Genomic DNA, 24101 nt, shown 5'->3' with positions numbered 1-24101 from the left:
TCATAACCCCTGTATCTATTCATTTTATTATGAAGCTTTCACACTTATGACTTCGCCCATTTTCAAATAATTTTCTACTTTGCATTGACTTTTCATCGCAAACGTTATATGGTTAGTTACATGAGTAACTAACCAATATGGTGGTGAAGCAGTGAGTAGTTTAATTGATGATGGGCGCCCTATTTTCATTCAAATTGCCGAGAGAATCGAAGATGATATTATTTCGGGCGGATTGGCAGAAGAGTCCCAAGTACCCTCTACAAATCAGTTTGCAGCATTTTATAAAATCAATCCTGCTACAGCCGCGAAAGGAGTCAATTTGCTGGTGGACGAAGGAATTCTTTATAAAAAGCGAGGGATTGGCATGTTTGTGGCAGAAGGTGCACGTGCAAAAGTGATTGAAAAAAGAAAAGAGCATTTTTTTGAGCAATATGTGGTCACGATGATCCATGAAGCGAAAAAGCTTGGAATCACGACCGATCAATTGACTGAAATGATTCAGAGAGGAGAGGGGCAGGATTGAAACATATTATTGAGGCCAGCCGTCTGGAGAAAGCATATGGCGATTTCACAGCTGTCCGAAACGCCAGCTTCACTGTTCTAGAGAATAAAATTTATGGGCTTCTTGGCCGAAACGGGGCTGGAAAAACTACCTTGATGAAGATGATCACAGCTCAAATCATTCCAACAAGCGGAGACATAAAAGTTTTTAATGAAAACCCTTATGAAAACAACAAAGTGCTTAAACAAATATGTTTCATTAAAGAAAGCCAAAAATATCCGGATAATTTTCTTGTCAAAGATGTACTTGACGTATCAAGGTCACTTTTTCCGAATTGGGATGCTGACTTTGCATACTCACTAATAGAAAGCTTTAACCTTCCCGTCAATAGAAGAATAAAGAAGCTTTCGCGCGGAATGCTGTCGGCCGTAGGCATTGTTGTCGGCCTTGCAAGCCGGGCACCGCTGACGGTCTTCGATGAGCCGTATTTGGGGCTTGATGCCGTATCGCGCGGAATTTTTTACAACCGGCTAATGGAGGATTATGTTGAACATCCGCGCACAGTAATCCTTTCCACTCACTTGATCGATGAAGTCAGTAATTTACTGGAGCACGTATTAGTCATTGCAGACGGTGAGCTTACCATTGATGAAGATGCGGAGAAACTCCGGGGAATGGCTTACACGGTTACTGGTAAAGCGGCCATAGTTGAAAAATTCCTTGCAGGAAAAGAAGTCGTTCATCAGGAACCGTTTGGAGGATTGCTTTCCGCTACAGTCATTCGGAATGATCACTATTCCGGGCAAAACCAGGCGGAATCACTTGATCTTGAAGTGTCATCGGTATCTCTTCAACAGTTAATCGTCTATTTGACAGGCGGAAAGCGTGACCAAAAAGGAGCGGTGGCCAAATGAGTATCCAAAGCGTGCTACACATTCATAGAAAAGACAAATGGGGTTGGCTTTATATCCCATCCATCATTCTCTCTTCAAGCTTTTTTGTTCACTTGATCGTCAGCCTGCTGATCAATAATGATGAAGCGTTTTACACAGGGGGCATCACTTCCATTTTTGTTTATGCCTTTGTAATGGGCATCTTGGTCGTCGTACAGTCTTTTCCGTTTGCGATCGGGATGTCTGTAACGAGAAAGGATTACTTCTTCGGCACTGTTTTAATGGGTCTGGCAGCATGCTTTATCCTCGGTGCATTAATACGTATCTTCACTTCGATCGAGAACAGGACCAGTGGCTGGGGAAATAGGTTCCATTTTTTTTACTTCCCGTATTTAAATGACGGAACCTCATTTTTCCAGCAGTTGATTATGTATGTGATCCTATTCAGCTTTTTATTTTTCCTTGGATTTCTGATTGCAAGCTTTGCCCGGCGTTTTGGCGTGAAAGGAATGATGATCTTATCGCTGGCCGTTTTACTGATTGGAAGTGTCATTGTGCTGCTGTTCCATCAGTTTCATGTTTGGCCCGATATCTTTAAATGGTTCTCAAACCAAACAGCAGTCGGGCTTTCCTATCGGCTCATCCCGGTTGTTCTTTTCAGTATGGCTGCCTCCTATTTGCTGCTCCGTAAAGTGTCGGTTTGAACAAAGGCGCAAGCGCCTGTTTATCGACGTACAGACTGGAGCGCTTCTGACGAGATAAAGGAAACACGCGCAGCGCAACGGAGCGATGTTGACTTATCGTAGGAAGAAGCGTGAAGTCTGCTAGTCGCTGGGCGCTGGAGCTGGACAAAGCAACAATACTTTTATATGAATACCAATGAAAAATTATACTTTCCTTTAAAAAAGCCTCGGCTGTGTTTATTCACTCAGCCAAGGCTTTTTGTTTGGTTAAAGCGGATGATTCTACGGTTTAGTGGACCTGGGGGGCCAAGCATCAATCCATCCTTTGAACGGTTTCTGCCGATGGCACACACTCCAGGTTCCCCATGCTCTTCTTCCTCGTTAAAGAAAGTCCATATGTGGAGAGGATGACGGCTCCGCTTGCAATGAAAATCGTAATTTTCGAAGTGAATACATCCGTCAGCACTCCTCCCACAAAGGGACCGATGATGGCAGCGACGGCAAAAAATATATTAAATAAGCTGTATAAAGCTCCGTAGGAGTTTTGCTCTCCCTCTTTTTGTGTGTTGCCAAGCATTGTTAACGTAGGAGATACGGCGAGTCCCATGCTTGCCCCTAAGAATAGTAAGGCAATAACCATCTGCAAGGTGGATTGGGCGATAACGACGAAAGGCAGGATAAGCCCTGCAAGCAGCAAACCGACCAGCACAACCCGGCTCGGTGTGTATTTATTGATCAGAAGTCCTGATACCGGAGCCATTATTCCATAAGCCAACGTGATTACTCCAAACATCAGGCCTATGAAAAATGAATTCCCAGTAAAAGTGCCCGATAAATATATCGGCAAAATCGGTTCCAGCATCGTCATAATTCCTTCGCCAACCACCATGATGGTCAAAATCCAAACGACTTCACGCTGTTTTAACAGATCCACAACCTTCTTGGACGCCTGAACAACTGCCTTATGCTCATCCTGCAGGTAGATGGCCGCCAATATCATGACAATGATCAGCATTACTGAAGCCGTATAAAACGGCGTTGCGTATCCTCCAAACTCAATTAGAAAGCCGCCAATCGGCGCTCCTAATAATGTTCCTGCAGACATGCTTGTCATGGCAACCCCCATGGCAAATGCCCGCTCCTTTTTGACGAACATATCAGCAAGGAGAGCAAGCGATGCGGTCCAGGTTGCCGCCGAAGCGACACCTTGCAGCCCCCTTGCAATAATCAGCATCTCAAAATTGATGGGATGGGCAAATACGATGGTCGCGACAGTCATCCCAATCAGCCCGATAACAATCGGCTTTTTCCTGCCGATCCGATCTGTCAATTTTCCAAAGTATGTGGTGAAGATCAATAAAGTAATGGAATAGCTGCTGAACAATATACCGATCATAGTCGGCGAAGCTTTGAAATTTTCTTCATAATAAGGCGTCAGCGGTATGATGACGCTATATAGCAGCATGTCTAAAAACAAAATCGTGATGGCAAACATTAACCCAAGTTTTTTTTTCACACTCATTTGTTTAATAAAATTCATTTTACACCTCTATAAAATTCGAAAACTATTTAGGTTTTTTTAGTTTTTTAAAGAAAATTAAACCGCCGAGACAACTACTAAGGCTCGGCATTTTCCTCAACCATTCCAAACAATAACACATTCACAATCCCATTCATTGCCTCTTGGACGGTGATCCTATTTTCCCAAATGAAACGCCGGTCCAACGTCAGATTCGTAGCATCAATAACCAACCGCATAAGCAATTCAACATTTTGATCTTTAATGAGGCCTTCTTCAATACCCTGTTCAAGCAGTTTTTTTAAAGCCTCCCACTCATATAGAGAATTATTCATTTTTTCCCACTGCTTAGGGTAATACCTTTTCATCTGTTCAAGTATTTGCAGATCATAAAATTCATCGTACTTCGGAACGACCATAATCGCCTCTTTAATTTTTTCCAAAAGCGTTAAGCTGCTGTCTTGAATAATAGCTTCCGTTTTTTCATCAAATTCTGTGATCGTTAAATCTATAATAGCGTCCAGAATCTCAACTTTGGAAGAAAAGTGCTCATATAAAGTGCGTTTACTGATGCCCAATCGTCCTGCTAAATCATCCATCGTAAACTTAATTCCCTTGTCTTTGACTTCATCAACAAAAGCCTGCATAATCCGATCTTTCATTGAAATACTCCTTTGAAAACCATTTAAACAAAAAAAGTTTTATTAGTTTAATTGATATTTCTTATTATACAGGCAAAAAGTTGGGGCCGCAAGGGGTATTATAATGACAAAAACATCCCCGGGAAAGAAATATCTTTCAATCGACTTTCCATCTTATGGTGAAATAAACAAAAAATCCCCTTCGATCAGAAGTAAGGGACTTATAGTGTGGTCCTATTTCATCAAAACTTCCTATGTATAATGATTCGATGGTGCTTAATATAGGAAATCAGGCCAATGACCACAATGATAATGACGGCGCCATTAGCAGCGGTATTTACGATGTTGACCTCTGGTACAAACTCGTCAGCATAATTGATCCAGCCTTCTATCCACGGATCCTTTGCCATTGACATAATGGCATTTTGAGCAATAAATCCCCCCGCAACCACGTTGATCCAAGGAATAGCGGCAGCCAGTTTTATAATGAGCCGTAAAAAATAGAGAGAGATTAAAAGACTGCAAAAAATTCCTATTGAAATGATGGGGATATGATCGGAAATGTTTGATACGATGAGAACCCCGTCCCAGCAGATCAAAAAGTCAGTTGCAGCCAAAGCGGCTAATATTTTTATTTTTTGAAGCAGGAATATGGAACGCGATGATCTTAATGTTTCTACACCATAAATCAGTTTTGTTACAAGCTTATAAGATATAAAAAGCAAAATGAGTCCAGTCAGAAAATGAAACATCGGGACATCCGACAGCCCCTCCACGACACAAACATATGCTGTCCGGGTAATCGTCAACATAACGGCCGCAAGAAAAGTAACTTCAAAATAAGAGTGCCTTCGCAAAACGGCTCCAAGAATCAGCATGTTATCAATATCGCTCACAAGGGTCATGAGAAACACTTGAAGGAAATCTTGGATCATATAGGGCTGGTCTCCTTATTTTCCATTCCTCTTTCACTAATTTGTATGTGGAAAAGCCCGAATCATTCCTAAAGGCCGGCGTTTGGAGCAATGAAGGAAGTGAAAAAATGCCCGCAGGGCTGGTGCCTGCGGGCATTTTGTTATTTTGCTATAGAATTCTCATATGCTGCAATTTTATCTTCCAGCTGCAGTGTCAATGCGATTTCATCCCACCCGTTTAAAAGCATTTGCCGGCGGTATGGATCAATGGAGAAAGTATACGTTTTTCCATTCTCTGCCTCAATCGTTTCCGTTTCCAGATTGACGGTAATCTTCAATGGTTTTTCTTTCCCTGCCTGAAGAAGTTCTTCAATCTCTGTTTCTTTCAATTGTATTGGCAGAATGCCATTTTTAAAGCAGTTGCTATGGAAAATATCAGCAAAACTCGCAGCAATGACAACGCGAAAGCCGAAGTCTCCCAAAGCCCATGGCGCATGCTCACGGGAAGAGCCGCAACCGAAATTTTCCCGGGCTACAAGAATCTCACTGTTCTTATATTCCGGCTTGTTTAAGACAAAGTCGGACTTTTCCGTACCATCGTCATTGAAACGCCAGTGATAAAATAAAAACTTCCCGAACCCTGTCCGTTCAATTCTTTTTAAAAATTGTTTCGGAATGATTTGGTCCGTATCGACGTTCACGCGATCCAATGGTGTAATGACGCTTGTTACTTCTTTTATCGGCCTCATGCGTGAACCTCTCCTTTCATCATATGCCTTACATCAACGAAGCGGCCTTCAACAGCTGCCGCTGCAGCCATTGCCGGGCTGACAAGATGCGTACGTGATCCGTTTCCTTGGCGTCCTTCAAAGTTCCGGTTGGATGTAGAGGCGCAGCGTTTGCCTGCAGGTACCTGGTCAGCATTCATCGCAAGACACATACTGCACCCTGTCTCCCGCCATTCAAAACCTGATTCTAGGAAAATTTTATCCAAGCCCTCTTCCTCAGCTTGCGCCTTTACAGTACGGGAACCGGGGACAACGATGGCTGTTACCCCCTCTTTGACTTTTCTCCCCTTCAGCACTTCAGCCGCCGCTCTTAAGTCTTCGATGCGGGAGTTTGTGCAGGAGCCGATGAACACATATTGAATATCCACATCGGACATTTTCATGCCGCCGTCCAAGCCCATATAGTGAAGAGCCTGCTCGATGGATTCTTTTTCTGATTCGCTTGCCGCATCTTCCGGTTTAGGAATGCTCTGGGAAATCCGGACACCCATGGAAGGATTTGTTCCCCATGTCACGAATGGTTCGATTTCCGAAGCCTCAATTTCGATCACTGAGTCATATTCAGCATCTGCATCAGACGCTAGCTGTTTCCACTCTTCTACTAATTTATCAAACTCTTCTCCTGACGGGACATGCTCACGGCCTTTCAAATATTCGAATGTTGTTTCGTCCGGGCTGATCAGGCCTGCTCTTGCCCCGGCTTCGATGGACATGTTGCAAACGGTCATGCGCTCTTCCATCGTCAAATTGCGGATGGCTTCACCTGTGTATTCAATGACATGCCCTGTTCCAACGTCAACACCATGCTTGGCAATGATCGCTAAAATCAAGTCTTTTGCAGTAACTCCGGCACCAAGTTTGCCGTTCACTTTGACTTGCATTGTTTTCGGCTTTTGCTGCCATAAAGTCTGCGTAGAAAGAACGTGTTCCACTTCACTCGTTCCGATTCCAAAAGCAAGAGCTCCGAAAGCGCCGTGTGTAGAAGTATGGCTGTCTCCACACACGATTGTTTTTCCCGGCTGTGTTAAACCAAGTTCAGGGCCGATGACATGGACGATTCCCTGGTCAGGATGGCCCACTCCTGCCAACGGCACCCCAAATTCCGCACAATTTTTCTCCAGCGTAGTCATCTGTGTTTTGGCAATCGGATCTGTTACCTCTTCATTCGTTCTTGTTGGAACGTTATGGTCCATAGTGGCAAACGTAAGATCAGGCCTTCTCACTTTACGGCCGTTTAAGCGAAGTCCCTCAAACGCCTGCGGAGATGTTACCTCGTGGACAAGGTGCAGATCGATATAAATGAGATCCGGTTTTGACTCTTCACTATGAACAACATGTTTTTCCCAAATTTTTTCAATAATTGTTTTGCCCATCTTCCACACCTCACTGATACGCTGCTAAAATATGGTCTGAAACTAGTTCACACTCAATTTCGTTAATGACTTTTTCCGTCATTTCTGTCGTAGTCAATACTTTTCCGCCTTGGGTTTTAAACTCACCTGTGCCAAATCCGGCTTCCAATACTTTTTTGACTGCTTCTTCAATGGCATCTGCTTCCTGGTTCATTCCAAATGCCGTTCTCAGCATCATGGCACCGGATAAAATGGCTCCCAGCGGATTCGCTTTGTTCTGTCCGGCAATATCGGGAGCAGATCCGTGCACCGGCTCATACAGGCCGAATCCGTCTGCACGAAGGCTTGCTGAAGGGAGCATTCCAAGCGATCCGCAAATGACGGAAGCTTCGTCGCTTAAAATATCCCCGAACATATTCTCAGTTACAATTACGTCGAAAGAAGCTGGAGAAGTAATCAACTTCATGGATGTCGAATCCACAAGCATATGCTCATATTCCACGTCAGGAAATTCAGCCGCAATTTCTTCCACAATTTTTCGCCATAGACGGCTTGACTCCAACACGTTGGCTTTATCTACCGACGATACTTTTTTCTTGCGGAGTTTCGCCAATTCGAATGCAAATCTGACAACGCGCTCGATCTCTTCGCGTTTGTACACTAATGTGTCAACTGCTTCTTCATCCGTGTGAAAGCTCGGTTCCCCGAAATAAAGGCCGCCTGTCAATTCCCTGACGAATACCAAGTCGACGCCTTCTGCAACTTCCTCCTTTAAAGGAGAAGAGGAAAGCAATGTTTTGTATGCTTGCACGGGTCTTAGGTTCACACTTAACTCAAAGTGCTTGCGAAGTTGAAGAAGCCCTTTTTCCGGCCGCAATTCCTTTGGATAATGATCCCATTTCGGCCCTCCGATTGCTCCGAGTAAAATCGCATCACTTTCTTCGCATTTCCTGATGGTCTCTTCAGGGATCGGGTGACCGGCCTGGTCAAGGGCATCTCCGCCGAGTAAGCCATGCACCCACTCAAATTCGTGATGGAAGCGGCGGCCGATTGCATCCAAAACAGCCGTTGCCGCATTCGTTACTTCTTTGCCAATACCGTCTCCAGCGAGTACAGCTACCCGTTTCTTCATCCCGTTTTCCTCCTAATTTGTAATATTTTAAACTGATGTTGAAATAAGCTGTTTCATTTTCGATTGAAGCAAGTTTCTGTTAATGGCGTTCAAGTAAGCTTTCGCAGATGCTTCCAATACGTCCTGCGCTGCTCCCCGGCCTGTAAATTCTTCGCCGTTGAATGTAAGGTTGATGACTGCTTCACCAAGGGCATCGCGGCCTTTGCCGATGGAAGAAACTCTGTAATCCAACACATGGACTTTTCCATCAATGATACGTTCAAGTGTATTAAAGATGGCTTCGACGCTTCCTGCTCCGTTGCAGGCATCTTCAAGTATCCTGCCGTCGGGCACTTTGACGCGGGCAGTGGCCATTGGGCTGTCCTCCGTGCCGTAATGTACTTGAACGGATTCCAGTTCATAGATGGCAGCATCTTCATCTTTCAATTGCTGCTGGGTCAAAATGGTCCAAAGATCTTCAGATGTAATTTCTTTTTTACGGTCAGCCAATTGCTTGAATTCTTTAAATGCCTGATTGAGTGCTTCTTTGTCAAGCTCGAATCCCATGGACTTGGCACGGTCATTAAAGGCATGGCGTCCTGAATGCTTTCCGAGTACCAAGTTGTTTGATTCTTCGCCGATCAATTCAGGTGTGATGATTTCATAAGTAGTCGGCTCTTTCAAGACACCGTCCTGGTGAATGCCCGATTCATGGGCGAAAGCATTTTTACCGACAACAGCTTTATTCGCCTGAATAGCCATGCCAGTCAACTGGCTGACAAGCTGGCTTGTGCGCTTAATTTCATTCAAGGTCAAACCCGATTGAATGTCATACGCATCTTTTCTTGTGTAAAGAGCAACCGCGACTTCTTCCAAGGCAACATTGCCTGCCCTTTCGCCAATACCGTTGATGGTTCCTTCCACTTGATCCGCTCCGTTTTCAATGGCGGCCAGAGTATTGGCTACAGCCATTCCCAAGTCGTTGTGGCAATGGGAAGAAAGCTTAACCGCATCCACATTTGGTACATGATCCTTCATATACTTAAACATGGCCCCGTACTCCTGAGGTGTGGCATAACCAACCGTGTCAGGCAGATTGATGATCGTCGCCCCGGCTTTGATTGCCTGCTCCACAATATGGGCAAGGAATGCCGGGTCTGACCGGAAAGCGTCTTCCGCTGACCATTGGACGACCGGGAAGAATTGTTTGGCATATTTGATTGATTCAACCGCAGTCTCAACCACTTGCTCGGGCGTCTGCTTTAATTTATGCGTCATATGGATGGGAGAAGTCGCAAGGAATACATGAAGTCTTGGACATTCCGCCACTTTCAATGCTTCCCATGCCGCGTCTATATCCGATTTGACACAGCGGGCAAGCCCTGTTACAGACGAATCTTTAACCGTTGAAGCGATTTTCCTTACGGCATCAAGATCGCCTAAAGAGGCGGCGGGAAAACCCGCCTCAATGATATCCATTCCAAGCCTCTCCAGCTGTTTGGCAATCTCAAGCTTCTCAGCTGTATTCAGATTCACGCCGGGAGATTGTTCTCCATCACGCAAAGTTGTATCATAGATGTCAATTTTTCTCACTAGTTACCACTTCCTTGCCGGCTTTCTTTTTGCCTGCTTTGACAAACGGCATCATTTCACGAAGCTCTTGACCGACTTTTTCAATGAGGTGCTCACTTTCACGTTGGTTGATGGCGTTGAATTCAGGTCTGTTCAATTGGTTCTCAAGCAGCCAGCCTTTTGCAAACTTTCCTGTTTGGATATCATCCAGGATGTCTTTCATGCGCTCTTTTGTATCAGCATCGATTACACGCGGGCCGGATACAAAGTCTCCCCATTGCGCTGTATCAGAGATGGAGTAGCGCATACCTGCCAATCCGTCTTCGTACATAAGGTCAACGATCAATTTCAATTCATGCAGGCACTCGAAGTATGCCACTTCCGGCTGATACCCAGCTTCTACGAGTGTTTCGAAACCCGCTTTTACAAGGGCTGTCGTACCACCGCAAAGAACTGCCTGCTCTCCAAAAAGGTCTGTTTCTGTCTCTTCTTGGAAAGTAGTTTCCAATACGCCTGCACGGGCGCTTCCAATTCCTTTTGCATAAGCCAAAGCGATGTCTCTTGCATTTCCTGAAGCGTCTTGGTAAACAGCGAACAGAGCCGGTACGCCTGCACCTTCCTGGAATGTACGTCTTACCAAGTGGCCAGGACCTTTTGGTGCTGCCATGAATACATCAACGTTTGCTGGTGGAACAATCTGGCTGAAGTGGATGTTGAATCCATGGGCGAATGCCAATGCTTTTCCTTCAGTCAATTCCGGTTTGATTTCATTTTCATAGACAACTGTTTGTCTTTCATCTGGAAGAAGAATCATGATGATGTCCGCTTGGGAAGCTGCATCCTTGACAGTGTATACTTCGTGTCCGTCTTCTTGAGCCTGCTCAAAAGACTTACCTGGTCTTACCCCAACGATTACATCAAATCCGCTTTCTTTCAAGTTGCTTGCATGTGCATGTCCCTGGGAACCATAACCCATAATTGCGATTTTCTTTCCTTGCAGTACTGCCTCATTGATTTCGTTATTGTAGTAAACTTTTGCCATTTTAAATCCATCTCCTTTTATAATTGTAAAATTGATAGTTGTGGTGCGTCTTGCTTTTGCTGTTCCCGGACAAAGGCGGTTGCCCCTGTCCTGGAAATGTCTTTGATTCCATATGGCTTCAATAGTTCGATGAATGCTTCGACTTTTGAAGGTTCGCCAGTGACTTGGACGGTGATGATATTTTTTCCAATGTCAATGACGGTTGCCCTGAACGGTTCGATAATGCTGTATACTTCGCTGCGAACCGGCGGCGGGCAAGACACTTTGATCAGTGCCAGCTCCCGGGTCACCGCTTTGTCGGTAATATCCGTTACCTTTAGTACGTCAATTTGCTTTTGCAGTTGTTTTGAGAGCTGCTCCATTTTGGCTGGATCGTCGATCGGAACAATCAGCGTCATTTTGGAAATGTTTGGGTTTTCTGTAGGCCCTACTGAGATGCTCTCAATATTGAATTGTCTTTTTGAAATTAGCCCGGTAATTCTGTTTAACACGCCGCTGTTATTGTTGACTGTCAAAGATACAACGCGTTTCATTCTCCCACCCCGATCATTTCATGTAGTCCTGTGCCTGGTGCAACCATTGGATATACATTCTCATCCTGTACGACGCGGCAGTCGATCAAAACCGGTTCCTTGCTGTTCAGCGTTTTTTCAAATACTTCCTTGGCCTCTTGCTCGGTCTCGACTTTATATCCTTTTATTCCATATGCTTCAGCCAACTTGATGAAATCTGGCTGGTCAGGAATGAGGGATTGCGAATATCGCTCATCGTAAAACTTCTCCTGCCATTGGCGTACCATCCCCAGGGCCTTGTTGTTCAAAATGACAATTTTGATTGGAAGATTTAATTCTCTGACAACAGATAATTCCTGAAGACACATTTGGAATCCGCCATCACCTGAGATGGATACGACGGTTTTTTCGAGATCGGCCAACTGGGCACCGATTGCTGATGGGAAACCAAAGCCCATCGTGCCAAGCCCTCCGGACGTAACCCAATGATTCGGCCCGTTGAATCCGTAATATTGGGCGGCCCACATTTGATGCTGCCCAACGTCCGTTGTAACGATGGCATCGCCGCCGGTCATGTCATGGATCATTTTGACGACATGCGGAGAAGAGAGCTCATTATCGTTGGACACCGGTTTTTTAAACGGATATTTCTCCTTGTATTCCTGGATATGCTCAGTCCAGGCAGAAATATCAGGCAATTTGAAGTCCATTTCAACAAGCTGTTTCAAGACTTCCTTCGCGTCCGCAACAATCGGGATTTCTGTCGAAACATTTTTGCCGATTTCCGCCGGATCGATGTCGATATGGGCAACTGTTGCGTTCGGTGCAAAATGTTTCAGGTTCCCGGTCAACCGGTCATCGAAACGCGCTCCGAAGTTGATCAGCAGGTCGCATTCCGTGATGGCCATGTTGGATGCGTATGTTCCGTGCATGCCGGCCATTCCCAGGAATTGCGGATGGTCGCCGGGAATGCTTCCAAGGCCCAGGAGAGTATTTGTAATCGGAAATCCTGTTTTTTCGACAAATGCTTTTAAATCGTCAGCGCCTTTTGAAAAAATAACGCCCGCACCGGCCAAGATAAGCGGTTTTTTAGCTGCCGACATGACATTGGCAAGTTTTTGAAGCTGCAAATAGTTCGGCTTCGTTGTCGGCTGATAGCCCGGCAAATGAAGCGATTCATCCGGGTATTTTCCGGCCGTTTCTGTTGCGATGTCTTTAGGGATATCAATCAATACAGGACCGGGCCTTCCGCTATTGGCGATATAGAACGCCTCTTTGATGATGCGTCCAAGATCTTCAAGCTTCTTCACTTGGTAGTTATGTTTTGTGATCGGCATTGTAATTCCGACAATATCGGATTCCTGAAATGCATCTGTTCCAAGAACAGGACTTGCTACTTGTCCTGTGAAGATAACAAGAGGAATGGAATCCATCATCGCATCTGCGATACCTGTAACCAGGTTGGTGGCACCCGGTCCGGAAGTTGCGATGACAACACCCGGTTTACCGGTTACCCGTGCATATCCTTCCGCTGCATGGATGGCCCCCTGTTCATGTCTTGTCAAAATATGTTTGATGGGGTTCTTATATAATGCATCGTAAATCGGAAGTACGGCGCCTCCCGGGTAGCCGAAAATGATTTCTACGTTCTCCTTCTGTAATGCCTCAATAAACAAGTCTGCCCCTGTCTTCACTTGTTCCTTCACGGCCGTGTCTGATTGTTGGCTGCCTGTTTTCATCGGGAAACCTATGCTCACCACTAGCGCCTTCCTTTCAATTTTTATTTTTTAGTGTATTTGCTAAATGTAAATATCCTAATTTCTTTACAACTTAAGGAATTGTGTCTTGCTCCAGGCGCCATCGGCTCGAGGTCACAAGCCGAATTGCTGTGGTGGCTGAAAAGCCGCCTCCTCGCAATTCGTCTTGTGCTTGTCGCCGATAGGCGGGCGCCTTGCGCTTTTCTAATAAAAAAAAGTTTTTTCAGCCCACACAAAAGGAGAACCTTTTATGCAGGGATGAAAAAACTTTCATGGTACCACCCTACTTTACAGTGTCAATCACTGACTTAAGAACAGCTTTCGCGCTGTTCATTGATAACGGGAACTCCTAAGCATCCCCGTGAATTCCTAGTCGCTTTCGCTTTCAGAATCCCGGCTCCAAGGCGATGTCGCGAATGACTGCATTGCCGGCTTCCAGCATGACCGGCTCTCTGTAAATGCAGGGCTTCACCCACTTTTTCCTTATCATTGCCTTCAATTTTATATTTTCATGACTCCGCCTGTGCTTGCGGATGTAACTAACTTCGAATATCTTGCCAAATATCCTTTTTTAATTTTCGGTTCAAACGGTTTTAATTGCTTTTTCCGTCCGGCCAATACTTCATCGTCCACGAGCAATTGAATGGTACGGTTCACCAAATCTATGAAGATTTCATCGCCGTTTTCAACCAATGCAATCGGTCCGCCTTCGGCAGCTTCCGGTGAAATATGTCCGATCGAGATGCCGCGTGAAGCTCCGGAGAATCGCCCGTCGGTGATTAATGCAACTTCTTTCCCGAGGCCTCTTCCGGCAATGGCCGATGTAGGAGCGAGCATTTCCGGCATTCCGGGTCCGCCTTTTGGCCCCTCGTAGCGGATGACCACTACATGGCCCGCCTGGACAGTTCCGTCGTTGATGCCTTTTTGCGCATCTTCCTGGGAGTCGAACACAATCGCTTTCCCGCGGAAAGTTTTAATGGACGGGTCGACCGCTCCTACTTTGATGACTCCGCCGTTTGGAGCGATATTTCCATAAAGGATGGATAATCCCCCAACTGGACTATATGCATTTTCCTTCGGCCTTATGACTTCAGGATTTTTAATCACATTGTCTTTTACATTTTCGTAAACCGTTTTGCCTGTGACTGTCATACGGTCCGCTTCAACCGCACCCATTTCACATAATTCGCGGATGATGGCACTGATTCCGCCGGCATCATGGATGTCCTGCATCGTGTAGTCTGAAGCCGGTGCGATTTTCGCCAAATATGGGACTCTTTCCGCAACTTCATTGATTCTAGATAAATCGTAATCTATTTCTGCCTCGTGTGCAATAGCCAATGTGTGTAAAACGGTATTGGTTGATCCGCCCATTGCCATGTCAAGTGCAAATGCATCGTCAATCGTGCGTTCGGTGACAAGGTCTCTTGGTTTGACGTCTTCTTTTACCATCCGGATCAAATGGCGGGCAGCTTCTTTGATCAGACGGTGCCGTTCATCTGAAGTTGCAACAATTGTGCCGTTTCCGGGAATGGTCATACCCAGCATTTCCATCAAAGAGTTCATGGAGTTGGCTGTGAACATTCCGGAACAGGAACCGCATGTCGGGCATGCGTTTTGTTCAATGTCCAATAGTTTTTCGGCCGTCATTTTTCCGGCATGATAGGCACCGACGCCTTCGAATACCGAAGTCAATGTTAACGGTTCTCCCTCGGAAGACGTTCCGCCTTCCATCGGTCCGCCGGATACAAAGATTGACGGAACATTTGTCCTGAATGCAGCCATCAACATGCCGGGTGTGATTTTATCACAGTTCGGAATGTAGAAGACCCCGTCAAACCAGTGTGCGTTAATGACTGTTTCAGCAGCATCCGCAATCAATTCGCGGCTCGGGAGTGAATAGCGCATGCCGATATGTCCCATCGCGATGCCATCGTCCACTCCGATTGTGTTAAATTCAAACGGTACCCCGCCTGCTTCCCAGATCGCTTCTTTGACAACTTCCGCAAAGACATTCAAATGTTTATGTCCCGGAATAATATCAATATATGAATTACAGACACCAATAAATGGTTTGTCCAGATCTTTTGTTTTAATACCGGTAGCATAAAGCAAACTTCGGTGAGGGGCACGATCGATCCCCTTTTTTATCATATCACTGCGCATCGTCATCCCCCTCTAATCTTAGCTGACATGTAATGATTCGCTGTAAACTTTTACTCCATCTGTCAAGGTTATCTCTCTAAAGCTTGAAAGCAGATCATTTGTTACAGGACCTGGCTTGCCTTCACCGATGACACGTCCGTCCACTTTTACAACAGCAATGACTTCCGCTGCCGTTCCTGTCAGGAAGACTTCGTCCGCTGTATAAACGTCATGTCTTGTGAACATCGCTTCTTCAACTTCATAGCCTTTCTCTCCCGCAATCTCGATGATGGTATTTCGGGTAACCCCCACGAGCGCGCCGACATGCCCCGGAGGGGTCAACAGCTTATCACCTTTTACCAAGAATATATTATCAGCGGAACCTTCAGCCACGTACCCTTGGTCATTCAGCATTAATGCTTCTTGTACGCCGGCAAGGTTTGCTTCTATTTTTACGAGAATATTATTTAAGTAGTTTAAAGATTTAATCATTGGATTGAGTACATCCGAACGGTTGCGCCGGGTGGCCACTGTTGCGATTTCGATTCCTGAATCGTACAATTCTTGAGGGAAAATCCGAAGCGGTTCGGCAATCACAATCACAGATGGCTTCCTGCAGTTTGCCGGATCCAGTCCAAGATCTCCGACTCCACGAGAAACGACCAGGCGAATATACCCATCTTTCAGATTATTCTTTCGGAGAGTTTCCACAAGAATTTGTGTCATTTCCTCCTGAGTATACGGTATATCAATCATAATGGATTTTGCGGATTCATAAAGGCGGACAAGGTGCTCATTCAGGCGAAAAATATTGCCGCCATAAGAACGGATTCCTTCAAAAACACCATCCCCATACAAAAATCCATGGTCATATACCGATATAACGGCTTCTTCTTTATTCACATAGCTGCCGTTGAGGAATATCCACTGCTCACTCACCTTTGTTCGCCCCTCTCGCACATTTGTCGTTTGTGGATGTAATATATTGTTCCTAATCATAACGCTGATTATTTGTTTCGTCAACCATTTTTCAGAATCTTGTAGCTGTTGGAAAACCGGTAAAAAACCTGTATCCGTTTACATTGCGGTCATGCCAACGTTCTCCGTTTTGAGCATTTTTAAATTTTTTTCAACGGAATTTTCAGTCTGCAAATTATGGAGTTCTGCGTCCGTATTTCTACTGGATTCGACGAACTAAAGTCATATTCTCATATTGCAGATTACAAAAACGGACATTATGAGGTAAAATGAAAAGAAATCGATGGTTTTGAGACAGGTGATTTCAGATTGATTTATCAGTTAAGGATATTAAAAGGCTTGTTTTATCCAAATAGAAGTTTATTCCAATTGGAGAAAGCAGAGGCTGTTTATGGACTTCGGCCTAATATTTTGCTTTTATTTTTCCTAAGTGCTCTTGTTTTCAGCGTTTCAGGACTTGCTGGTATCGGCTCGCATGTCATTTCATCTGAGTTGACGGCGGTTTCGGGCGGGGTGTTCGAATGGCTGAAAAGCTATTTTGTTTTGGGCCGCTTTATTCAGGGGCTTCTTTATGCAGCCTTGGTTATCTTCTTTCAAGCGCTCTGGTTTTGGACGCTTACAGATGCCCCGTATCCTAAACTCGTTGTTTTGCAAGCTTTTATACTTCCAATTCTTCTATTGGAGCAGATTGTCAACATTGGACTGGCCGTGCAAATGAACCTTCCTTGGTTTTCATCCCCGTTTTCCTTCGGGCCGGCTGCTCATTACATCACTGATAAACGATTTTTAATTTATTTTCTTGGCTGTATCTCTTTATTTAAAATTTGGGTGATTTCGATCCAGCTTTACGGTTTGCGAATTTTAAGCAGCCGCCGCCGGCTGACATCGTTTTTTATCATCCTTGGCATCCATGTCATATTTTGGCTCGGTACGGCGTTTCTCGCATTTCTTAATTTTAAAAAGATCTTATAATGAAAGTGTGCTGTGACAATGAATAAGTGGCTTCGTTTAGCAGTTGTATTGGGAATAATCATTTTTCTAACGGCAAACATTGTGCTAATCGGCAGAGAGAAAAGCAAAGTCAGCCGCATTAATCATATTACAGACTGGTCCCAAATCAGGGAAACGGACATTGTTGATTCAATGCCTGTTGATGGAGTCATTGCGGAAGCCGAAACATACTATGTAATGGCCGAAAAGGATGAAACCATAGAGGAATTCTATGTAAACGAAGGAGACTTTGTCGAAGAAGGTACTCCTTTATTTAATTATCAAAGTGACGACATTGACCGTCATACCGCTATGCTGGATGGAGAGATAGAGAGCCTGCAATCTAAGAAAAACAGTGTCCAATCCCTGATCAATAACTTAAAATCAATGACCCCTCCTGTTACACCGAATCCACGCTCTACGGATTCTTATAAAGATTATGATATCGATTCTCGACTTCTACTTGACATCTTTCGGGACGACTATAATCAGGCCGAATGGAAGCAGGCCATTGAAAAAGAAATCGGAGAAAAAACATTGGAAATGGAAAAGATTGAAGCTGATATAAAAAAACTCGAGCAACAAAGGGATTCGTATTTAAGTGATAAGGATAACCTGTCAATCACAAGCCCTATCACAGGGATTGTAAAGGAAATAAACCCGGATTCACCAAAAGTCATAACGATCGCATCTGATGAAACAGTGTTCAAGGGAAAGCTTAGCGAGGAACAGCTTTCTCAAGTAAACGAAGGGATGGCAGTGAATATCCTTTCCAATTTATTTAAAGGACGCTTAACAGGGGAAATCAGCCAGATCGTTGAGCTGCCAGCCAACGGATCGGACCATAATGATAAAAGCCTTTACCCTTTTACAGCCACTTTTGAACAAGAAGACGAAGATGTACACATCGGTTACCATGTGACAGCAGATATTATCTTGGAAGAAGCGAACGACGTTCCCGCCGTTCTTGGAAAAAGCATTCGGAGGAATGGGGAAAAGTCTTATATTTGGGTACTGAACGAAAAGGGGATTGTTGAAAAGCGGAAAGTTGCTACAGGTTTGGAAGTGGGCAACCTTTATGCAATTACAGAAGGCGCAGAAGCAGAGGAGTTTTACGCGACTGATCAGCGAGAGGCAATAAAACAGGCGCCGTTCATCACCCCATTGAACCTTTATAAATTAGATAAAGCCGCCGTAAAAAATATCTCACGAAAAAAAGCTATCAAATATATTTTCATTGGTTTACTTCAGCAATAAAATACTAAAGGCCGGATACTCAAATCAAGAGTGCCCCGGCCTTTTTCTTATTTATTGCGCCCTAATTTGCTTGCTGCCTCTTTATCAAGAATGATGACAGCATTTGAATGATTTTGCAGGACAGAGGCAGGGCAGTCAACCGTAACGGGCTCATCGATCATTCTTCTTACCGCTTCCGCTTTGGCTTCTCCGAAAGCGAGCATCAAAACCTCTTTGGCGGACATGATGGAGGAAATGCCCATTGTAATAGCTTTTGTCGGAACATCTTCCTCTTTTTCAAAAAATCGTTTATTGGCCTCTCTCGTAGATGGTGTCAACTCAGTAATATGCGTCACTGAATCAAAGGAGGTGCCCGGCTCGTTAAACCCTATATGGCCGTTTGGCCCCATGCCTAATATCTGGAGGTCAACAGGATGGTTTTTAAGAATTTCCTCGTAGCGCTCACACTCTTTTTCCAGATCCTCAGCCACACCATTAGGAATATATGTTGCTGAAAAATTCATATATTTGAACAATTCCTCGTTCATATAGTAGTTGTAGCTCTGGGGATCGGACGGCTCCAGCCCGACATATTCATCCAAATTGACAGTCGTTACATGTGATACATCAATATCCATACTGCGGAGTTTTTCATAAAGTTTCAAAGGGGTGCTTCCTGTGGCCAGCCCGATTGTTTTCAGTCCTGCTTCCAAACGTTTCATTACAATGTCAAAAGCGGCTTCTGTAGCTTCTTTGGGGCTATCGAATATTAACACATTCATACTTTTTCCTCCTCGCATATCTCCGCGCTTTTACAATTTCACATTTATCGTAACTACGGATTACCCAGTCATAGATCAATGTATGACACTTGGAACCAATCCCAGTAAGTCATTCAACAAACCACGACTGAACATTTATTAATTATAAAGCTCATTATTTTTCGTTACAATAAAAAACTTTCGTTACTATAAAAAAACAGAGATATCCAAAAAAACCTTGCTTATTTCAAATGAAAATGGCAAGGTTCATAATCTATCAAATTCCGTCCAGGGCCTGCTTCAAATCCTCCCAAATGTCTTCCCATGCTTCAAGGCCGACGGACATTCTGATTAATGTATCAGAGATCCCCATTTTTTCCCGTTCCCCTTCAGGGACAACAGAATGGGTCATTGTCGCCGGATGCTGAATCAATGTCTCGGTATCACCCAGACTGACAGCAAGGCGAATGAGTTTCACCCGGTTTAAAATGGCCTGAGCATCCTCTTTACTTCCCTTGACTTCGAAGCTGATCATTCCTCCCGGCAGCTTCATTTGTCTTTTGGCAAGCTCATACTGGGGAAAATCCGGATCTCCAGGGTAGAGCATTCTTCCAACCTTTGGATGCGCTTTTAATTTGTCAGCAATCTTTTCGGCATTTTCACAGTGGCGGTCAAGCCTCACCGCTAATGTCTTCAAACCGCGCAGCAGCAGCCAGGCGTCTAATGGAGACATAATTCCCCCAATATCTTTCCTCATCGTGACGCCCATCTCCGCTATCTCCTCTTTATCAGCGCCAACGACAATACCTGCAACTACATCGCCGTGGCCTCCAATATACTTGGTAGCACTGTGGACAACATAGTCGCATCCCAAGGAAAGCGGCCGCTGCAGATAAGGTGAACAAAATGTATTGTCAACGACAACACGTATGCCGCGTTCCTTTGCAATGCTTACAATCATTTCAAGGTCCACCAGCTTCATTGTTGGATTGATAGGCGTCTCAATATAAATCACTTTCGTATTGTCACGAATAGCCGCTCTGACCGTTTCTTCACTGTCCATGACAATCAAATCATGGTCGATATCATATTTTTTCTTCATTAATTGTAAAAGGCCAAATGTACATCCATAAATCCCGTCGGAACATAAGATATGGTCGCCTGTATTCGTCAAATGGAAAAGCGTAGCGCTGACTGCCCCCATTCCTGAAGCAAATGCAAGCGCCGCCCCTCCCTCTTCAAGCACCGCCATTCTTTCCTCTAGTGCAGTGACAGTTGGGTTTCCCAGCCTTGAATAAATATGTCCATTCGATTCCCCTGCAAACCGTCTTTCCCCTTCTTCGGCAGATGGAAATGTATATGACGAAGTTTGGAAAATAGGCGGGACAAGGCTTCCCAGATGATCGGATGGTTTGTATCCTGCATGAATGACATCTGTTTCAAATTGATTCTTTTTTGCCAAGTCAAAAACCTCCTGAAATCCTTCTTATTCTTATTCTATGATATTGACCCACAGATGAAAAGAAAATCATTTATTTATACTGGTAAAATATGGTTGCATTATTAAAAAAATGTAACATTTTGTATTATTTGCATGGATTGTGAAGTATTTATGCTAAACTGGCTAATAAGCTATAATTATTAGGGGGAATAATTTGTGCGGAAAAAGTTAGTAGGCGGCGTGGCTACAGTAGCATTAATGGCAACTTTTTCTGGAAAAGCTTCGGCAGCAAGCCATGAAGTAAAGCCCGGGGACAATCTTTGGAAAATAGCAAGCCAATACAAAACAACCGTAAATAATATTAAAAAGTTGAATGGTTTAAGCAGTGAAATTATCTATCCGAAGCAAGTTTTGAAAGTGTCACAGGGAAGCGGCGGCACATCATCTTCACCGGCACCAAAGCCATCAACCGCTTCCAACTCCAGTTCATCAGCCAAAAGCAGCGGCGCCAATGCTGGTACATATAAGGTTGTATCCGGCGATACACTCAGCCGTATAGCGGCTAAATACGGGACAACCGTCACAAAGTTAAAGCAGGCAAACGGGTTAAAGTCAGACTTGATTTATGTAGGGCAAGTCCTTCGCCTAAATGGCAGCTCTTCGTCTGCACCGGCACCAAAGCCATCAACCGCTTCCGGCTCCAGTTCATCAGCTAAAAGCAGCGGCGCCAATGCTGGTACATATAAGGTTGTATCCGGCGATACACTTGGCCGTATAGCGGCTAAATACGGGACAACCGTCACAAAGTTAAAGCAGGCAAACGGGCTAAAGTCGGATTTGATTTATGTAGGGCAAGTCCTTCGCCTGAATGGCAGCTCTTCGTCTGCACCGACACCGAAGCCATCAACCGCTCCAAGCTCCGGTTCATCAACAAGCGGCAACAGTGGCAGTGCTAGTACACATAAGGTTGTATCCGGCGACACACTTGGCCGTATAGCGGCTAAATACGGAACAACCGTAACACAGTTAAAACAAGCAAACGGGTTAAGATCGGATTTGATTTATGCAGGGCAAGTCCTTCGCCTAAATGGCAGCTCTTCTTCCGCGGCCTCTTCCGGAAGCGCCGGAAAACAAACAGCTGCCTCGGTGTCAAACCCGGTGAAAAAAACCGGCAGCGTGGTCGATGCGGCCAAACAGCAAGTTGGAACTAAATATGCCTGGGGCGGGACATCTCCCGCAGGATTTGATTGCAGCGGATTCATTTATTATGCATTTAAACAAGCGGGCCACAACATAAGCAGATTAGGTACGGACGGATACTATAACCGCTCACATTATGTAAAAAGCCCTCAACCCGGAGATTTGGTATTTTTCAAAAATACATATCGCAGCGGCATTTCACATATGGGAATCTACCTGGGAAGCAATCAGTTCATCCATGCAGGAAATAACGGAGTCGAGATTACCAGCCTTAATAATTCATACTGGAAAAGCAAATTCGACGGATTCAAAAAGTTTTATTAGAACAAACCGTAACGCGAATAAAGCGTTGCGGTTTTTTATTTTTTTGAGAAAATATACGTTATGTCTGGCTCCAGGCGCCTTGCACTTTTCCTTTCACCCTCGAATAAATTCATTTTTCCTTCCAATAATAAGACCATCCAGCATAAATTGGAGGTAAATAATGTTTAAAAGACTGATCATTGCTGTTTTAATATATTCTTTTAGTTTTATGCCTTATAACGCAGAAGCCTCTTTGAGCGAGGGCAGCCGGAAAAATGTCATCTTTATGATAATGGACGGAACTAATTCGGACGTCATTACATTGGCAAGGCATTATAAAGGCAAACCGCTTGCATTGGATGAAATATTGACAGGAGGAGTCCGTACCTATTCCTTGCGTTCAGCCATTACCGACTCAGCGGCAGCTGCAACCGCCATGGCCACCGGACATAAAACGACCGTGGATTTCATTGGTATGGTTCCCGTTAAAGAAAACAGAGGACGGCCTGTCGCAAACGTTTTAGAAGCCGCCAAAGAAAAAGGCCTTGCAACGGGGATTATCGCCACAGCTCCTATTCAGCATGCCACACCCGCCGCTTTTTCAGCGCACACTAACAGCCGGCATCAAATGAAAGAAATCGGCTTTCAGCAGGCCCATCAAAATATCGATGTCATGCTCGGCGGAGGAAAAAAATATGCATTTATTCCGGATCATATTTCGACAAAAACAGAAATGATGAATTCAAACGGTTTGCGGCTTCACGGCTTTTTTTCCGAAGAGGACATTGCCTATGAGTTCGACAGAAGAAAGCTTCATCCTGAACAGCCTTCCCTTGCCGAAATGACTAAAAAAGCGCTGCAGACACTTGCTCAAAACCCTAATGGTTTTTTTCTCTTTATCGAGGGGAGCAAAGTTGATTTTGCCGGACACAAAAATGACCCGGTAGGAATGGTCAGTGAGGTTCTGGCATTTGATGAAGCTGTTAAAGAAGCATTGCAATTTGCAATAAAAGATCAAAATACCCTTCTAATCGCCGTCGCAGACCACGGAAACAGCGGATTGACAATGGGTAACAGACAGACGGACCAATCGTATCCCGAAACACCGCCGGGACATTTTACAGAACCTTTGAAGAAAGCTTCGCTTACCGTGACAGGTGCTGTATCCCAATTAAAAAGAAACAAATCAAATATGAAAGATGTCCTGGAAAGCTACGGATTGGATGATCTCTCGCAATCTCAGATAGAACGGATTAAAAAAGCGGAAGACATTGAAAAAGCGATGGTTCAATTGATGGCCGAACGTGCTCACTTGGGTTTTACCACCCGAGGCCATTCGGGTGAAGACGTCTTTTTATACAGCTATGGCGGTAAGGGAGTGCTGCATAAGCCTCAGGGCCTCATTAATAATACGGAGTTGCCTGAATATGTCATTAAACATCTTGGGCTTTCCCCGCTTTCCGAACTTACGAAAAAAAGGTTTGTCCCAGCCAGGGATTATTATGTACAAATGGGATATAACACAAAAATAAAAGCCGATAAAAACAAACAGGCCATTTTTACAGCCGAAAAAAACGGGAAAATCATCCAATACCCAGCCAACCGAAATATCAGGATAGTGAATGGCAAAAAAGAGACTTTAAAAGGGATTACCGTATATAACGGGAAAGACTTTTGGATTCCGAAGCCGTAAGAAAAGCGCAAGGCGCGCAGCCTTGGGCGCAAAGCTAGACAAGCGCTGAAGAAGGCGTAGTTTGTTTC

Annotated in this window: 21 protein-coding genes and 1 other annotated feature; of the genes, 7 read left to right on the top strand and 14 right to left on the bottom strand. The window is 44.6% G+C overall.

Annotated elements, in window-relative coordinates; all coding sequences use genetic code 11:
• Positions 1–151: 151 nt before the first annotated feature.
• The 3 genes from D4N35_RS04765 to D4N35_RS04755 are packed head-to-tail and all read left to right on the top strand — an operon-like array spanning position 152 to position 2099.
• Positions 152–523 carry a GntR family transcriptional regulator gene (locus tag D4N35_RS04765; RefSeq protein WP_120070790.1) on the top strand — a complete coding sequence of 124 codons (372 nt, stop codon included), beginning with the start codon at positions 152–154 and terminating at the stop codon, positions 521–523.
• Positions 520–1416: an ABC transporter ATP-binding protein gene (locus tag D4N35_RS04760; RefSeq protein ID WP_120070788.1), complete on the top strand. Its 897-nt coding sequence runs from the start codon at positions 520–522 to the stop codon at positions 1414–1416. Before D4N35_RS04765 ends, D4N35_RS04760 begins: the two co-directional genes overlap by 4 nt.
• Positions 1413–2099 (top strand): hypothetical protein, encoded by a 687-nt coding sequence (locus D4N35_RS04755; protein WP_120070785.1) that lies wholly within the window; start codon positions 1413–1415, stop codon positions 2097–2099. The genes D4N35_RS04760 and D4N35_RS04755 overlap by 4 nt, the downstream gene beginning before the upstream one ends.
• Before the next feature lie 292 nt (positions 2100–2391).
• On the opposite strand, the gene D4N35_RS04750 is transcribed toward D4N35_RS04755, so the two are convergent.
• The 12 genes from D4N35_RS04750 to ilvE form a co-directional block, all read right to left on the bottom strand.
• Positions 2392–3618 (bottom strand): MFS transporter, encoded by a 1227-nt coding sequence (locus D4N35_RS04750; RefSeq protein ID WP_120070782.1) that lies wholly within the window; start codon positions 3616–3618, stop codon positions 2392–2394.
• A gap of 77 nt (positions 3619–3695) precedes the next feature.
• Complete coding sequence (locus D4N35_RS04745) at positions 3696–4259, bottom strand: TetR/AcrR family transcriptional regulator (RefSeq protein WP_120070779.1); 564 nt, start codon at positions 4257–4259, stop codon at positions 3696–3698.
• 221 nt (positions 4260–4480) lie between these two features.
• On the bottom strand, positions 4481–5173 hold the full coding sequence (locus D4N35_RS04740) for a TerC family protein (RefSeq protein ID WP_120070777.1): 693 nt from the start codon (positions 5171–5173) through the stop codon (positions 4481–4483).
• 140 nt (positions 5174–5313) lie between these two features.
• Positions 5314–5901, bottom strand: coding sequence for a 3-isopropylmalate dehydratase small subunit (leuD, locus tag D4N35_RS04735; RefSeq protein WP_120070774.1), 588 nt, complete (start codon positions 5899–5901; stop codon positions 5314–5316).
• Positions 5898–7313: a 3-isopropylmalate dehydratase large subunit gene (gene leuC / locus D4N35_RS04730; protein WP_120070771.1), complete on the bottom strand. Its 1416-nt coding sequence runs from the start codon at positions 7311–7313 to the stop codon at positions 5898–5900. The genes leuD and leuC overlap by 4 nt, the downstream gene beginning before the upstream one ends.
• 10 nt (positions 7314–7323) lie before the next feature.
• The gene (leuB, locus tag D4N35_RS04725) at positions 7324–8424 is read right to left on the bottom strand and encodes a 3-isopropylmalate dehydrogenase (RefSeq protein ID WP_120070769.1); all 1101 of its coding nucleotides are present in this window, start codon (positions 8422–8424) and stop codon (positions 7324–7326) included.
• Positions 8425–8451: 27 nt separating this feature from the next.
• Positions 8452–9996: a 2-isopropylmalate synthase gene (locus D4N35_RS04720; protein ID WP_120070766.1), complete on the bottom strand. Its 1545-nt coding sequence runs from the start codon at positions 9994–9996 to the stop codon at positions 8452–8454.
• Entirely contained in the window at positions 9983–11017 is a 1035-nt protein-coding gene (gene ilvC / locus D4N35_RS04715; protein WP_120070763.1) for a ketol-acid reductoisomerase, read from the bottom strand. The genes D4N35_RS04720 and ilvC overlap by 14 nt, the downstream gene beginning before the upstream one ends.
• A 17-nt stretch (positions 11018–11034) precedes the next feature.
• Complete coding sequence (ilvN, locus tag D4N35_RS04710) at positions 11035–11550, bottom strand: acetolactate synthase small subunit (RefSeq protein WP_120070760.1); 516 nt, start codon at positions 11548–11550, stop codon at positions 11035–11037.
• The gene (gene ilvB, locus D4N35_RS04705; protein WP_120070935.1) at positions 11547–13268 is read right to left on the bottom strand and encodes an acetolactate synthase large subunit; all 1722 of its coding nucleotides are present in this window, start codon (positions 13266–13268) and stop codon (positions 11547–11549) included. Before ilvB ends, ilvN begins: the two co-directional genes overlap by 4 nt.
• 269 nt (positions 13269–13537) lie before the next feature.
• Positions 13538–13785 (bottom strand) — a binding site (T-box leader).
• Positions 13786–13787: 2 nt separating this feature from the next.
• Positions 13788–15452 carry a dihydroxy-acid dehydratase gene (ilvD, locus tag D4N35_RS04700; protein ID WP_120070757.1) on the bottom strand — a complete coding sequence of 555 codons (1665 nt, stop codon included), beginning with the start codon at positions 15450–15452 and terminating at the stop codon, positions 13788–13790.
• Positions 15453–15470: 18 nt separating this feature from the next.
• Positions 15471–16370, bottom strand: a complete 900-nt coding sequence (gene ilvE / locus D4N35_RS04695; protein ID WP_120070753.1) for a branched-chain-amino-acid transaminase — start codon at positions 16368–16370, stop codon at positions 15471–15473.
• A 348-nt stretch (positions 16371–16718) separates the two neighbouring features.
• On the opposite strand from ilvE, the gene D4N35_RS04690 reads away from it, so the two are divergent.
• Complete coding sequence (locus tag D4N35_RS04690) at positions 16719–17381, top strand: hypothetical protein (RefSeq protein ID WP_120070750.1); 663 nt, start codon at positions 16719–16721, stop codon at positions 17379–17381.
• A gap of 18 nt (positions 17382–17399) precedes the next feature.
• The gene (locus D4N35_RS04685) at positions 17400–18656 is read left to right on the top strand and encodes an efflux RND transporter periplasmic adaptor subunit (protein WP_120070747.1); all 1257 of its coding nucleotides are present in this window, start codon (positions 17400–17402) and stop codon (positions 18654–18656) included.
• A gap of 47 nt (positions 18657–18703) precedes the next feature.
• Here D4N35_RS04685 and nagB read toward each other — a convergent pair whose 3' ends face one another.
• Together nagB and megL are read right to left on the bottom strand one after the other, a co-directional pair.
• Positions 18704–19417, bottom strand: coding sequence for a glucosamine-6-phosphate deaminase (gene nagB / locus D4N35_RS04680; RefSeq protein ID WP_120070745.1), 714 nt, complete (start codon positions 19415–19417; stop codon positions 18704–18706).
• A gap of 256 nt (positions 19418–19673) precedes the next feature.
• On the bottom strand, positions 19674–20858 hold the full coding sequence (megL, locus tag D4N35_RS04675; RefSeq protein ID WP_120070742.1) for a methionine gamma-lyase: 1185 nt from the start codon (positions 20856–20858) through the stop codon (positions 19674–19676).
• A gap of 195 nt (positions 20859–21053) precedes the next feature.
• On the opposite strand from megL, the gene D4N35_RS04670 reads away from it, so the two are divergent.
• Both D4N35_RS04670 and D4N35_RS04665 read left to right on the top strand, forming a co-directional pair.
• Positions 21054–22361: a C40 family peptidase gene (locus tag D4N35_RS04670; protein ID WP_235870288.1), complete on the top strand. Its 1308-nt coding sequence runs from the start codon at positions 21054–21056 to the stop codon at positions 22359–22361.
• A 160-nt stretch (positions 22362–22521) separates the two neighbouring features.
• A complete protein-coding gene (locus D4N35_RS04665) occupies positions 22522–24033 on the top strand; it encodes an alkaline phosphatase (protein WP_120070740.1) in 1512 nt (503 codons plus the stop codon).
• Positions 24034–24101: the final 68 nt, after the last annotated feature.

The organism is Siminovitchia fortis (assembly GCF_003605365.2).
In the GTDB taxonomy this organism is placed as follows: domain Bacteria; phylum Bacillota; class Bacilli; order Bacillales; family Bacillaceae_C; genus Siminovitchia; species Siminovitchia fortis.
This window is presented reverse-complemented; position numbering and strand designations above follow the sequence as displayed.

What these genes read in the sequence shown, in the direction of transcription:
- ilvC (WP_120070763.1), bottom strand. Translation starts at nt 11,017, where the DNA reads ATGGCAAAAGTTTACTACAATAACGAAATCAATGAGGCAGTACTGCAA.
- D4N35_RS04750 (WP_120070782.1), bottom strand. Translation starts at nt 3,618, where the DNA reads ATGAATTTTATTAAACAAATGAGTGTGAAAAAAAAACTTGGGTTAATG.
- leuB (WP_120070769.1), bottom strand. Translation starts at nt 8,424, where the DNA reads ATGAAGAAACGGGTAGCTGTACTCGCTGGAGACGGTATTGGCAAAGAA.
- ilvD (WP_120070757.1), bottom strand. Translation starts at nt 15,452, where the DNA reads ATGCGCAGTGATATGATAAAAAAGGGGATCGATCGTGCCCCTCACCGA.
- nagB (WP_120070745.1), bottom strand. Translation starts at nt 19,417, where the DNA reads ATGAATGTGTTAATATTCGATAGCCCCAAAGAAGCTACAGAAGCCGCT.
- D4N35_RS04755 (WP_120070785.1), top strand. Translation starts at nt 1,413, where the DNA reads ATGAGTATCCAAAGCGTGCTACACATTCATAGAAAAGACAAATGGGGT.
- ilvB (WP_120070935.1), bottom strand. Translation starts at nt 13,268, where the DNA reads ATGAAAACAGGCAGCCAACAATCAGACACGGCCGTGAAGGAACAAGTG.
- leuD (WP_120070774.1), bottom strand. Translation starts at nt 5,901, where the DNA reads ATGAGGCCGATAAAAGAAGTAACAAGCGTCATTACACCATTGGATCGC.
- D4N35_RS04665 (WP_120070740.1), top strand. Translation starts at nt 22,522, where the DNA reads ATGTTTAAAAGACTGATCATTGCTGTTTTAATATATTCTTTTAGTTTT.
- D4N35_RS04685 (WP_120070747.1), top strand. Translation starts at nt 17,400, where the DNA reads ATGAATAAGTGGCTTCGTTTAGCAGTTGTATTGGGAATAATCATTTTT.
- D4N35_RS04745 (WP_120070779.1), bottom strand. Translation starts at nt 4,259, where the DNA reads ATGAAAGATCGGATTATGCAGGCTTTTGTTGATGAAGTCAAAGACAAG.
- D4N35_RS04740 (WP_120070777.1), bottom strand. Translation starts at nt 5,173, where the DNA reads ATGATCCAAGATTTCCTTCAAGTGTTTCTCATGACCCTTGTGAGCGAT.
- ilvN (WP_120070760.1), bottom strand. Translation starts at nt 11,550, where the DNA reads ATGAAACGCGTTGTATCTTTGACAGTCAACAATAACAGCGGCGTGTTA.
- leuC (WP_120070771.1), bottom strand. Translation starts at nt 7,313, where the DNA reads ATGGGCAAAACAATTATTGAAAAAATTTGGGAAAAACATGTTGTTCAT.